The sequence below is a fragment of the Alitibacter langaaensis DSM 22999 genome (assembly GCF_003096995.1).
Taxonomy (GTDB): domain Bacteria; phylum Pseudomonadota; class Gammaproteobacteria; order Enterobacterales; family Pasteurellaceae; genus Exercitatus; species Exercitatus langaaensis.
Genome location: NZ_QENU01000008.1, coordinates 47,989 through 61,635 on the forward strand (window position 1 = coordinate 47,989; position 13,647 = coordinate 61,635).

Annotated in this window: 11 protein-coding genes; 2 read left to right on the forward strand and 9 right to left on the reverse strand. The window is 41.8% G+C overall.

The features are described from left to right. The first annotated feature begins 310 nt into the window (after positions 1-310). Positions 311-2,962, forward strand: coding sequence for a phosphoenolpyruvate carboxylase (gene ppc, locus C8D76_RS06535; RefSeq protein WP_116631985.1), 2,652 nt, complete (start codon positions 311-313; stop codon positions 2,960-2,962). Positions 2,963-3,165: 203 nt separating this feature from the next. Here the strand turns inward: ppc and C8D76_RS06540 are convergent, their stop codons facing one another. The 9 genes from C8D76_RS06540 to C8D76_RS06580 all read right to left on the reverse strand — a co-directional run bounded on the left by C8D76_RS06540 (position 3,166) and on the right by C8D76_RS06580 (position 12,474). Beyond that, entirely contained in the window at positions 3,166-4,326 is a 1,161-nt protein-coding gene (locus tag C8D76_RS06540) for a multidrug effflux MFS transporter (protein WP_116631986.1), read from the reverse strand. 82 nt (positions 4,327-4,408) lie between these two features. Then, positions 4,409-4,687 (reverse strand): LysR substrate-binding domain-containing protein, encoded by a 279-nt coding sequence (locus C8D76_RS06545; protein ID WP_116631987.1) that lies wholly within the window; start codon positions 4,685-4,687, stop codon positions 4,409-4,411. 162 nt (positions 4,688-4,849) lie between these two features. After that, the gene (locus C8D76_RS06550; protein ID WP_116631988.1) at positions 4,850-5,128 is read right to left on the reverse strand and encodes a DUF1294 domain-containing protein; all 279 of its coding nucleotides are present in this window, start codon (positions 5,126-5,128) and stop codon (positions 4,850-4,852) included. Beyond that, on the reverse strand, positions 5,128-6,393 hold the full coding sequence (glyA, locus tag C8D76_RS06555; RefSeq protein ID WP_116631989.1) for a serine hydroxymethyltransferase: 1,266 nt from the start codon (positions 6,391-6,393) through the stop codon (positions 5,128-5,130). Before glyA ends, C8D76_RS06550 begins: the two co-directional genes overlap by 1 nt. A 154-nt stretch (positions 6,394-6,547) precedes the next feature. After that, positions 6,548-7,849 (reverse strand): phosphoribosylamine--glycine ligase, encoded by a 1,302-nt coding sequence (purD, locus tag C8D76_RS06560; protein WP_116631990.1) that lies wholly within the window; start codon positions 7,847-7,849, stop codon positions 6,548-6,550. 19 nt (positions 7,850-7,868) lie between these two features. After that, positions 7,869-9,467 (reverse strand): bifunctional phosphoribosylaminoimidazolecarboxamide formyltransferase/IMP cyclohydrolase, encoded by a 1,599-nt coding sequence (purH, locus tag C8D76_RS06565; RefSeq protein ID WP_116631991.1) that lies wholly within the window; start codon positions 9,465-9,467, stop codon positions 7,869-7,871. Between the two features lie 132 nt (positions 9,468-9,599). Next, complete coding sequence (locus tag C8D76_RS06570; RefSeq protein WP_116631992.1) at positions 9,600-10,490, reverse strand: Dyp-type peroxidase; 891 nt, start codon at positions 10,488-10,490, stop codon at positions 9,600-9,602. Between the two features lie 20 nt (positions 10,491-10,510). Next, positions 10,511-12,211 (reverse strand): protein-disulfide reductase DsbD, encoded by a 1,701-nt coding sequence (locus C8D76_RS06575; RefSeq protein ID WP_116631993.1) that lies wholly within the window; start codon positions 12,209-12,211, stop codon positions 10,511-10,513. Positions 12,212-12,315: 104 nt separating this feature from the next. After that, complete coding sequence (locus C8D76_RS06580) at positions 12,316-12,474, reverse strand: YoaH family protein (protein WP_116631994.1); 159 nt, start codon at positions 12,472-12,474, stop codon at positions 12,316-12,318. Positions 12,475-12,562: 88 nt separating this feature from the next. Between C8D76_RS06580 and C8D76_RS06585 the strand changes: the two genes are divergently transcribed. Beyond that, positions 12,563-13,567: an ornithine carbamoyltransferase gene (locus tag C8D76_RS06585; RefSeq protein ID WP_116631995.1), complete on the forward strand. Its 1,005-nt coding sequence runs from the start codon at positions 12,563-12,565 to the stop codon at positions 13,565-13,567. The last annotated feature ends 80 nt before the right edge of the window (positions 13,568-13,647 follow it).

Below are 13,647 nucleotides of genomic sequence, written 5' to 3' on the forward strand. Positions count from 1 at the left end.
TCCCATAGATAAGCTCAAAAGTGCGGTCGATTATAACGAAATATCGCTTCTTTTGCGACTAAAAATGAACGTGAGTTAAAGGTTTCCGTGAATAGTTAAATGGGCTCAAAAGTGCGGTCAAATTTTTGATAATTTTCTTGCATAGTGCAATATTTGTTAGATATTATCCAAAAATAAGACTTTAATTTTATAAAAACACGATCTAAAACAAGAAAAATGCAAATTTTTATTTTTTTTGTGATTTCCGTTTGCAATTCATAACGAATTTTGGTTATATCAATAGCAGAATTAAAATTACAGCGAGGTTTATATGACACAAGAACAAGAATATTCAGCGATGCGAAATAACATCAATATGCTGGGGCATTTTTTAGGCGAAACAATCAGTGAAGCGCAAGGGAGCGATATTCTCGAGTTAATTGAAAATATTCGTGTATTATCGCGCAATTCTCGCAGTGGTGATGATAAAGCGCGTAGCGAACTTTTATCACTTCTTTCCAATATTTCTACTGAAAATATTATTCCTGTTGCCCGCGCGTTTAACCAATTTTTAAACTTAACGAATGTGGCGGAACAATATCAAACAATTTCGCGCCATCATCAAGACAAAACCGCGCAAGAACGTTCGATTCAGTCCTTATTTAAACGCTTAAAAGAACAAAATGTGCCGCGTGAACAAATTGTCCAAACCATAGAAAAATTGTTGGTGGAATTGGTGCTAACTGCGCACCCTACCGAAGTCACTCGCCGTTCGCTTGTGCATAAACAAGTGGAAATCAATAAATGTTTAAGCAAACTCGAACATAGCGATTTAACTGCAATTGAACGTCATACTATCGAACGCCGTTTGTTACAATTGATCGCGCAAGCTTGGCACACCAATGAAATTCGTACCCAACGCCCAACGCCATTTGAAGAAGCAAAATGGGGCTTTGCGATGATCGAAAACAGCCTTTGGGAAGCTGTGCCAACCTTTTTACGTCAGTTAAACGATCATGCGGTGGAGCATTTTGGCTATGAATTACCACTTGATCTCACGCCTGTGCGTTTTTCTTCTTGGATGGGGGGAGATCGTGACGGCAACCCGTTTGTTACCGCTAAAGTAACCGCGCAAGTTCTCCAACTCGCACGTTGGAAAGCAGCTGATTTATTCTTAAGCGATATTCAAAATTTAGTCGATGAGCTTTCCATTACAGATTGTACCGCCCAATTCCGTGAAAAATATGGTGAGCGTTCAGAGCCTTATCGCCATGTGATGAAAGGTTTACGCACTAAATTAAAAAATACGCTTGATTATTATGATGATTTATTAGCCGATCGTTTGCCTAAACACACTAAAGAAGAAATCATTACCCAAGATGAAGATTTGTGGGAACCGCTTTACGATAGCTATCAATCCTTAACCGCTTGTGGGATGCGGATTATTGCAAACGGCTTATTATTAGACACCTTGCGTCGTATCCGTTGCTTTGGTGTGGCTTTCTCTCGCTTAGATATTCGCCAAGAAAGCACTCGTCATTCCGATGCCATTGCTGAAATCACACGCTATATCGGTTTGGGCGATTATTCAAGCTGGACAGAAGATGACAAACAAGCGTTCTTAATTCGCGAACTAAACTCACGCCGCCCATTAGTGCCGCGCGATTGGGTTCCGTCAGCAGAAACGCAAGAAATTTTAGATACTTGCCGTGTGATCGCAAAACAGCCTGAGGGAACGTTCTCTTGCTATATCATTTCTATGGCGCGTACGGCTTCTGATGTATTAGCCGTGCATTTATTGTTGAAAGAAGCTGGTGTGCCATATCATTTGCCTGTTGTGCCATTGTTTGAAACCCTTGATGACTTAGACGCGTCAGAAGAAGTGATGACACAACTCTTTAATGTTGGCTGGTATCGTGGCGTTATCAACAATAAACAAATGGTGATGATTGGCTATTCAGACAGTGCGAAAGATGCGGGCATGATGGCAGCATCTTGGGCGCAATATCGTGGGCAAGAAAACCTAGTTAAACTCTGCGAAAAATTAGGCATTGAATTAACCTTATTCCACGGACGTGGCGGTACAGTAGGTCGTGGCGGTGCACCAGCTCATGCGGCATTATTATCTCAACCGCCACGCTCGTTGAAAAATGGCTTACGCGTGACTGAACAAGGGGAAATGATCCGCTTTAAACTCGGCTTGCCTGCCGTGGCAGTCGAAACCTTAGATTTATATGCCAGCGCCATTTTAGAAGCGAATTTATTACCACCGCCAGAACCAAAAGCCAGTTGGCGCACTGTGATGGATGAGCTTTCTCGTTCATCTTGCGATATTTACCGCAATGTTGTGCGTGGCGATAAAGACTTTGTGCCGTATTTCCGCAGCGCAACACCAGAGCAAGAATTGTCTAAATTGCCACTCGGCTCTCGCCCAGCTAAACGTAACCCAAATGGCGGCGTAGAAAGTTTGCGTGCAATTCCATGGATTTTCGCATGGATGCAAAACCGCTTAATGTTACCAGCTTGGCTTGGTGCGGGAGCATCATTACGTCAAGTGATGAAAAATGCCGAAGCAAAAGCCACAATTGAAGAAATGTGCCACGCATGGCCGTTCTTTAATACGCGTATCGGCATGTTAGAAATGGTGTTCAGTAAAACAGATTTATGGTTGTCTGAACATTATGATCAACGTTTAGTGAAAAAAGAGCTGTGGTATCTTGGTCAATCTTTACGCGAACAACTCGCTGAAGATATTAAAACCGTATTGGCACTTTCTGGCAAAGGTCAACAACTGATGTCTGACTTGCCTTGGATTGCGGAATCCATTGCCTTACGTAACGTGTACACCGATCCACTCAACTTACTCCAAGTGGAATTGCTAAGCCGTTTACGTCAAAACCCAGAAAAACCAAACCAAGATGTAGAACAAGCCTTAATGATTACAATCGCAGGTATCGCCGCAGGTATGCGTAACACTGGCTAATCGCAAAGCAATCTAAAAATTAAGGGTATCGTAAAGATACCCTTTTTTATGCTCTGCGCTAAATTGCTGCTTGTCTGGAACGGTTCTTCTTGTTTTTCTATTACCACTTCCGACTTCCCTTTTCAGCAAATAATTCTCATTAAATTCAATTTCACTTTTAAAAACTTCATTGGCATTAAAGAGCAAAATAGCAGCTAATTAATCTATTTTTTCCATACCATTAGTGCGCATAACATACAAGAAACGGCTATTATTGCAGCCATAGTAATGAAAGAACTATCCGCAAACCAAGCTAAAATAAGTGATGAAATAATCCCACTACCATATTGTAAAGCGCCAATTAATGCTGAAGCTGATCCTGCCACTTGAGGGACGCCGTCTAATGCCGCGGCAGTTGAGCAGGCTGCGATAATGCCATTCATTGAAAACATAATAAACACCGTAATAACAATGCCAACTATGCTACTCGCACCACTTAATGCCACGATTAATAATGCAATCCCTGCTAACATAGCGATCAATGTGCTAACTTTAAGTAATTGATCAAGGGAATATTGATGAACTAATTTTCGATTGAAAAAACTTAAGGTCATTACACCAATAATATTAAGTCCGAATAAATAACCATAATATTGAGGCTCAATTCCGAAATCATTAATATAGACTTTTGGCGATCCTGCAATAAAAGCATACGCTGCCACATAGAAAAAGGTTACACATAACGTATACTTCATAAATACTTTATTACCCAGTAAATTTATATAAGTCCGAAACGCAGCCCAAAGAGGCGTAGCTGCCCTTTTCTCTTTATGATGAGTTTCTTTTAACGCAAATAAAGAGAAAAACATCACCGCACCAATTATTGCCAACAACCAAAATATGCTGTGCCATGTGCTAAAACGAATGAGTTGACCACCTAATAATGGTCCAACAATAGGCGCAACCGCCATAATTAGGGTTAAGGTTGAAAGTATCTGTGCGGCTTGCGTGGCTCTGAACATATCTCGAACTATGGCACGGCTTAACATTGGTGCCGTGCATGCCCCTAATGCTTGGAATACTCGCCAAAATACTATTTGCCCAATTGTGGTTGATAGCGCACAGCCAATTGACCCTATGATGAATAAGCACATACCAATATAAAGCGGAATTTTGCGCCCAATGCGGTCTGAAATCGCGCCCCACACTAGCTGAGCAATAGTAAAACCGATCAAAAAGCCAGTGATCGTCAATTCCACATTCCCTTGTAAATCCACTTCCATCTGCGGCATCGCTGGCAAATAAATATCGGTGGAAAGTGAGGTGAATGCCATTAATAAGCCCAAAATGAGCATTAATGACAAATTTATTTTATTAGATGACATATAATTTCCTAAGTTAACTTATTTTTACTCTATTATTTCTATGAACAAGACAGAAAAGTGAAGATTCAAGGTTGAAAACATTTTACATCTTTAACACATCTATCAATGCTTGCAGTGCCGATGATTTATAGCTGTTTTTAGGGAAATAGAGATAATGCCCAGGGTAGGTAATGGCATAATCCGCCAACACTTCAATCAAATTTCCACTGGCGAGATCGTCTGCGACCATATGTTCTGGTAGCCAACAGATACCAACACCGTCAACAGCCATATTCTGGGCTAACAGATTGCTATTTACTACGGCATTATAACGCAGTTCTGGTTTGATAATATTATCATTTTGTTGATATTCCCAGTGCATTAAATATTCGTTTTCGGTAATACTCAAACCAACACAATAATGCTTTTTCTGCACTATATAGCGAGTAATTGTTCAACTATAACCACTTATCTTAGGCTCTTAAACAAGGCATATAAAAATCCCAAGCGAGAAAATAGCTTGGGATTTTTCATTGATTATTAGCTATGCATTCGCATAAAAAATAAGAGCGGTAAAATTATCAAAAAAAATGACCGCACTTATGATAACAGCCGCGCGAAATTGCCAATGTTGAGTTTTATGGCGATAACGTTCCATCGCAAGGTGAATACCGATAAAACCGCCCATAAAGCAAAAACTGAATAGCACTATTTCTTCAATGCGCCATTCTTTATTCATTGCGCGTTTTTTATCGGCGCGTATCAAAAAATAAGCGGCGATATTCACCGCCGCCAAATAGATTGCAATAATACTAAAAAACATTAGTCTGCATAAACTGGTAAACGAGCACAGATTTCTAGCACTTTTGCTTTGGTTGAAAGAATAACCTCTTCTTCCTTATCTGTTCCCATTGCATCTAACACATCACACATCCAGCCTGCAAGTGCGGCAACGTCTGCTTCAGTAAAGCCACGGCGAGTGACAGATGGCGTGCCTACTCGGATACCTGAAGTCACAAATGGTTTTTGTGGATCATTTGGCACTGAGTTTTTATTTACAGTGATATTAGCACGGCCTAATGCAGCATCTGCCGCTTTACCTGTTTTGCCTTGTTTGATAAAGCTAACAAGGAATAAATGGTTTTCTGTTCCGTTGGAAACCACATCATAACCACGCGCTTTGAACACTTCCACCATTGCTTTGGCGTTTTTCAATACATTCGTTTGATATTCTTTAAAGGCAGGCTCTAATGCTTCTTTGAAACAAACCGCTTTTGCCGCGATGATATGTACTAATGGACCACCTTGATTGGCTGGGAATACAGAAGATTGTAATTTTTTATATAATTCTTCATCACCACAAGCAGATAAGATCAAACCACCACGCGGGCCGCCTAAGGTTTTATGGGTTGTGGTTGTGACGATATGCGCGTATGGCAATGGGCTTGGATAAACGCCTGCGGCGATTAAACCAGCGACGTGCGCCATATCTACGAATAAATATGCGCCTACTTCATCGGCGATTTCGCGCATTTTCGCCCAATCAACTACTTGCGAATAAGCAGAGAAACCAGCCACGATCATTTTTGGTTTACATTCTAAGGCTTTTTGGCGTACATCTTCGTAATCAATTACGCCATCAGCGGTAATGCCATAAAGCACTGAATTATAGATTTTTCCAGAAAAACTTACTTTTGCACCGTGAGTTAAATGTCCGCCGTGGGCTAAATCCATTCCTAAAATGGTATCGTGCGGTTGCAATAATGCGCCATACACGGCAGCATTTGCTTGTGAACCAGAGTGCGGTTGCACATTCACATAGTCACAGTTAAACAATTCTTTTGCACGATCAATGGCTAATTGTTCAACAATATCTGCATATTCACAGCCGCCGTAATAACGTTTTCCTGGATACCCTTCTGCGTATTTATTGGTAAATTGAGAACCTTGGGCTTCCATCACACGAGGGCTTGCATAGTTTTCTGAGGCGATTAATTCGATATGTTCTTCTTGGCGACGATTTTCATCTTGGATCGCCTGCCATAATACAGGATCATAATCAGCGATATTCATACTTTTTTTAAACATTGTGTTTGTCCTCTCTGTTTTAAATATGAGAATAGTTTACCCTGTTCTCTTACAATTTTTAATGAAAATTTAATTGTTAATTTCTCATCATCTTGATGAATTTTTTTCATCTTTATGATTGATGATAGCGTTTAAAGTCATTCTACTTAATGCGTTACTTGCTTTCACGCGCAATGGCTCGCCAGCCAATATCTCGGCGGAAGAAACGCCCTTGCCATTGAATTTGTTCAGCGAGTTTTAACGCTTTTTGTTGGGCTTCCAAAACAGAATTGCCTAATGCAGTGGCGCAAAGCACGCGTCCGCCATTGGTGACTAATTTGCCATTTTCTTCTGCCACGCCAGCCAAGAATACTTTTTCATCCGCTGTGGCTTTTTCTGGCAAACCTTGAATTTCATCGCCTTTACGATAATCTGCGGGATACCCTTCTGCGGCTAACACAATGCCTAGTGCAGACTCTTGCGTCCATTCTGATTTGACTTGATCCAACTCGCCTTTGCAGGCTTTTAGGCAAAGTTCCACTAAGTCTGATTTCATTCGCATCATAATTGGCTGAGTTTCAGGATCGCCAAAGCGACAGTTAAATTCAATCACTTTAGGCTGCCCCTTTTTGTCGATCATTAACCCTGCATAGAGAAAACCTTTATAAACATTATCTTCCGCAGCCATGCCTTGCACAGTCGGATAAATAATTTGTTCCATAATGCGGTCATGAATTTCTTGAGTAACCACTGGTGCAGGCGAATAAGCGCCCATTCCTCCAGTATTCAAGCCTTTATCGCCCTCGCCTACACGTTTGTGATCTTGACTTGTCGCCATTGGTTCAACATTTTCGCCGTCAACCATCACGATAAAACTGGCTTCTTCGCCATCAAGAAATTCTTCAATCACTACGCGGCTGCCTGCTTCGCCAAAGGCATTGCCCGAAAGCATATCTTTGATTGCCTCTTCCGCTTCTTGCAAGGTCATTGCCACAATCACGCCTTTCCCCGCAGCTAAGCCGTCTGCTTTAACCACAATTGGCGCGCCTTTTTGGCGAACATAATCCAATGCTTGTTCCACATCGGTAAAGTTTTGATATTCTGCCGTTGGAATATGATGACGAGCTAAGAAATCTTTGGTAAAGGCTTTTGAACCCTCTAATTGCGCCGCTGATTGACGCGGGCCAAAAATCGTTAAACCTGCTTTTTCAAAGGCATCCACCACACCAACAACCAGTGGGGCTTCTGGCCCAACAATAGTCAAACCAATTTCATTTTGTTGTGCAAATTTTACCAATGCGGGAACATCCGTTGCCGAAATATTCACATTTTCAACCGCACTTTGTTTGCTATCTTTTTCTCGTGCCGTGCCTGCGTTGCCTGGAGCAACAAACACTTTTGAGGCTAATGGCGATTGTGCCGCTTTCCAAGCCAAAGCGTGTTCACGTCCACCATTTCCGATGATTAAAATATTCATTTTTCTACCCCACTTTTAATTAATGACGGAAATGACGCATTTTAGTCAACACCATCACCATATTATGTTCGTCTGCGGCATCAATCACTTCTTGATCGCGCATTGAACCACCTGGATGAATAACGCATTCAATGCCCACTGCCGCTGCCGCATCAATACCATCTCGGAATGGGAAGAACGCATCAGAAGCCATGACGCAACCTTTCACTTCTAAACCTTCATCTTGAGCTTTAATGCCTGCAATTTTCGCCGAATAAACACGGCTCATTTGGCCCGCACCAATGCCGATAGTTTGATTATTTTTCGCATAAACAATGGCATTAGATTTCACAAATTTCGCCACTTTCCAGCAGAACAGCAAATCTTCTAATTCTTGTTGAGTCGGTTTACGTTTGCTGACCACTTCTAAATCATCAATCGTCACCATGCCTAAATCCGCATCTTGCACTAACAAGCCGCCGTTTACACGTTTCACATCTAAACGTTGTTGCGATTTAGTGAATTCACCGCATTCAAGCAAGCGTACATTTTTCTTCGCTTTAACCACTTCTACCGCCGCCGCTGAAACCGTTGGTGCGATGATCACTTCCACAAATTGACGCTCAATAATCGCTTTTGCTGTGGCTTCATTTAATTCACGGTTAAAGGCAATAATGCCACCAAAGGCTGAAGTTGGGTCCGTTTGATAGGCTCGGTTGTAGGCTTCTAATGCATCTTTGCCTAATGCTACACCGCAAGGATTCGCATGTTTCACAATCACGCAAGCAGGCTCATCAAAGGATTTCACACATTCTAACGCCGCATCCGTGTCCGCGATATTATTATAAGAAAGAGCTTTGCCTTGTAGCTGTTTCGCGGTGGAAACGCTGGCTTCTTGCTGATTTTGTTCCACATAAAACGCCGCATTTTGATGGCTGTTCTCGCCATAACGCATTGTTTGTTTACGAACAAAGTTTAAATTTAAAGTGCGTGGAAATTGGCCGCACTTCGCGTCTTTATCTTCTTCCTCGGCGGCAAAATAAGGTTTAACCATTTTGCCGAAATAATTGGCGATCATCGAATCGTATTGCGCGGTATGTTCAAATGCTTTAATCGCTAAATCAAAACGCGTTTCTAACGTTAAGCTATTTTGGTTTTGATCCATTTCAGCAAGAATGGCATCGAAATCTTTATTATTCACCACAATGGCGACATCTTTGTGATTTTTCGCGGCAGAACGCACCATTGTTGGCCCGCCAATGTCAATATTTTCTACCGCATCTTCAAGGGAACAATCGGCTTTTGCCACCGTTGCCGCAAATGGATAAAGGTTTACCACCACCATATCGATTCCTTCGATACCATGTTGCTGCATAATCGCGTCATCCGTGCCGCGGCGACCTAAGATCCCGCCGTGCACTTTCGGGTGCAGGGTTTTCACACGACCATCCATCATTTCAGGAAAACCAGTATAATCAGAAACTTCAGTCACGGGTAAGTCACGCTCTGCGAGCAATTTTGCTGTGCCACCAGTTGATAATAATTTGACACCACGTTGGTGTAAGCCCTGAGCGAATTCTACAATACCAGCTTTGTCAGATACGCTTAATAACGCTTGACGAATGGGACGAGTTTGCATGAATGTTTCCTTTTTGTTAGCCATAAAAAATTGGCTGCATTATACCGCAAACGATTGCGCAAAACTATACTAAGATGTTTAACTGCATAAAAAAACGTCCACAAAGTGAACGTTTTTCCAATATGTTAGCAACTAGAGTGCTTTTAATTTTTCCAATGATGGCGCGAAATAATATGCGCCAGTCACAGGCTTGGTGAAACCAAGAAGGCGATCAGTTTTGCCATCCACTTCACCAAACATACTGAGCAGCTGTTGTTCAATATTATGCAATTTTGCGCAATAAGAGATAAAGAACAAGCCATGCTCGCCTGTTACCGTGCCGTAAGGCAAGCTTTGGCGTAAAATTTTCAGCCCTTCACCATTTTCTTTTATATCCACACGCCCAACATGAGAAGTGGCAGGAACATCATCCAATTCCACGCTATCTGGCTTGGTTCGCCCGATGACATCTTCTTGTTTAGCCACGCTGAGTTTTGACCATTTATCTAGCTGATGCACCCAACGTTGAGTGAAAACATAACTTCCGTCCGCATCATCGCCAGTGGCGATTAAGCCCACTTTGGCGCGCTGTTCATCTTTAGGGTTTTCCGTGCCATCAATAAATCCTGTCAAATCGCGCTCTTCAATCCAGCGGAAACCGTGAATTTCTTGCTGAAATTTGACCGCACTTTGAAAGACATTGAACGCCGATTGCGCCACGCTAAAATTCACGTCAGGGCGATTTGATTGAATGTGAATAAGCAAATCATATTGCGTTGCTGGCGCGCTTAAATTGCCCTTGCCTAACGCAGTAAAAGGCTTTAATTCTGGTGCACTGTCGGCACCTGTCAATTGTTTCCACACCCTATCACCGAATGCCACTGTTGCGCCAAGATGAGCGTCTGAATATTGGGTTTGCAATTCAGTTAATTGCGCAATAAATTGACGGCTTGCATTGGCTAATAAGCTGACATCAACTACATTCGCTTCTAAAAAGATCCCCGCTTTACAGCTCTCTAATAAAATGCCACTTTGTGCTGTCATATTCTCTCCTTAATTTTTGATTAATTCGTTTTCTGCATTAGCATATTGATCCAATCAGCAAAGGGCTGAGCCTCCATAAATCCTGTAACTCGTGAGCCTCGAATTTCTTTGCCATTGTGATCGAAAAAGAGAATGGTCGGCAATCCCATCACCTGTAATTGCTCCATTAATTCTTTATTCTCTTTGCTATTTTTTGTCATATCCACTTGTAATAAAAGCATATTTTCAAAGGCTTTTTGTACATTGTTATCCGTGAACGTGTATTTTTCAAATTCTTTACAAGCCACACACCAATCGGCATACAAATCGACCATTGCCATTTTAGTCGGATTTTCCGCCAATGCTTGTTGCAATTCGGCATAGGTTGAAATAGGCACAAATTGGCGATGGTTTTGCGAAATTTCGTCAGATTTGACCGCACTTTTTATCCATAAAGCATTTGGATAAAAATGCTGAAGTGCAAAAAATAACGCCAAAGTCACAATGAGTCCCACCCAATATTTTTTCGATGCCACCCAGCAACAAAATGCAATCAACCAAAGCATCCATAAATAAACAGAATATTCGGGGAAAACACGTTCTAACAAGAATACCGGCAACAGCAATAATATAAAGCCGAATAATTCTTTTACGATCAGCATCCACGCACCTGATTTAGGCAACACTTTATTGCCAAAGACGGTCATTAAAATGAGCGGAACGCCCATGCCTAAAGCCAGTAAATACAAGGTCGCCGCCCCAGTCAATAAATCGCCCGATTGTGCCACATAAAGCAATGCACCCGAAAGCGGCGCCGACGTGCAAGGCGATGCCACCAGCCCTGCGATCACGCCCATCATAAAAACGCCACCAAATGCCCCTGATTTTTGGCTTTGGCTCCATTGATGTAATTTATTTTGCAAACCGCTCGGCAGTTGTAATTCAAATAAGCCGAACATTGATGCGCTTAATAGCACAAATAATACGGACAACCCAATCAAAACCGCAGGGCTTTGCAGCGCCACTTGGAACGGCAAGCCTATCGCAACCACGGCTAAGCCGAGTAAAGTATAGGTGAGCGCCATGCCTTGCACATAAACAACGCTCAAACTCAATGCACGCCCCATAGTTGGACGCTCGCCCTGCCCGATCACAAGGGCGGAAAGCAAGGGTAACATCGGCAATACACAAGGGGTAAAGGCAAGCCCAAGCCCAAGTAAGAAAAACCAAAATACCGCATATTTTGATTGAAATAGACTCTGCGCAAGTTTATCTTGCTCGCTTAAATTGGCTGTAAGTGCGGTCGAATTTTCTTGCGTTTTTTTGACCGCACTTAAGTTGATGATTTTTTCTTCTGGCGGATAGCAAAATCCTTTGGTGCAACCTTGATAGCTCACCACAATTTGATCCGCCGCGGTGCGCTGTTCAATCGGCACATTCACGAGTAAATCATGGCGAAAAATTTCCACATCACCAAAAAATTCATCGTGATACATTTCCCCTTTAGGGAATTGCAATTCGCCTAATTTCGTGCTTTCACTATTTACATGAATTTCTTTTTTATAGAGATAATAGTCATCGGCAATGCGCCACTGCAAATGCACAACATCATTTTGCCGTTCTGCAGAAAATTGAAAAGCCTCACCCGCCTTTAAAAATGCTGGTTTATTATTATCAAATAGCCCAGCTTGAGCGGAAAGTGCGGTCAAAATGAGCGCAAAAAACAAAAAAAATCGTTTCATCATAAAATCCTAGCGAAAAACTAGCGGAATTATATCACGATTTAAGCCCAATAATCAGTAACTCAAACACGGCACATTGATAGAATATTACGTTGCTTTCTGTGCTATTTTTGCTCTTTGTCTTGATGTTGCTGACGTAATTCTTCCGCCACCATCGCAATTGCTTGCCCTGCTGCAATGCCTTGCGCCATAAGCGCTTGAATTTTTTCTACCGCTTGTTGCTGCTGTTCATGGGTTAATCCTAATAATGCGCTATCTAACATAATTGCCCTTTAATAACACTAAAGAAAACGGTAATATAGCAAAAATCACAACACAACGATATAAACACAACGAGATGGGAGCAACACAATGCCTTTTAACTTGAAAAATCGCCATTTACTTAGCTTGGTTAATCATAGTCCGCGAGAAATTCAGTTTTTATTAGATTTAGCCCGTGATTTGAAACGTGCAAAATATGCAGGAACTGAGCAGCCCCGTTTGAAAGGCAAAAATATTGCGTTAATTTTCGAGAAAACTTCCACTCGTACACGCTGTTCCTTTGAAGTTGCGGCTTATGATCAAGGCGCCAATGTAACCTATCTTGATCCTATTTCTTCACAAATCGGCCATAAAGAAAGCATTAAAGACACGGCGCGCGTGTTAGGGCGTTTATATGATGCCATTGAATATCGTGGCTTTAGCCAGCAAGTAGTGAACGATTTGGCGAAATATTCTGGCGTGCCGGTATTTAACGGTTTAACCGATGAATTTCATCCCACTCAAATGCTTGCCGATGTGTTGACAATGATGGAACACAGCCCGAAACCATTAAATGAAATTAGCTATGTTTATATTGGCGATGCGCGTAACAATATGGGCAATTCCTTATTATTAATTGGTGCTAAATTAGGTATGGATGTGCGTATCTGTGCGCCTAAAGCCTTATTACCTGAAGAAAGTCTCGTTGCACAGTGCCAGCAATTTGCCAAAGAAACTGGCGCAAGAATTACCGTGACCGAAAATATTGATCTTGCTGTCAACGGCGTAGATTTTGTGCATACGGATATTTGGGTTTCAATGGGCGAACCTATCGAGGCTTGGGGCGAGCGCATTGATTTGTTAATGCCATATCAAGTAACACCAGAATTAATGAAACGCACAGGTAATCCAAACGTGAAATTTATGCACTGTTTACCCTCTTTCCACAACTGCGATACCAAAATCGGGCAAGAAATTGCGGCAAAATATCCTGCATTAGCCAATGGTATTGAAGTGACCGAAGATGTATTTGAAAGCCCAATGAACATTGCCTTTGAACAGGCTGAAAACCGTATGCATACGATCAAAGCAGTGATGGTGGCGTCATTAGGCTAAATAATTACTGAAAAATAAAGTAAAAAGCTATACCAATATGTATAGCTTTTCTTTTTTGAGCTTGTTGCCAAGGGCATTAA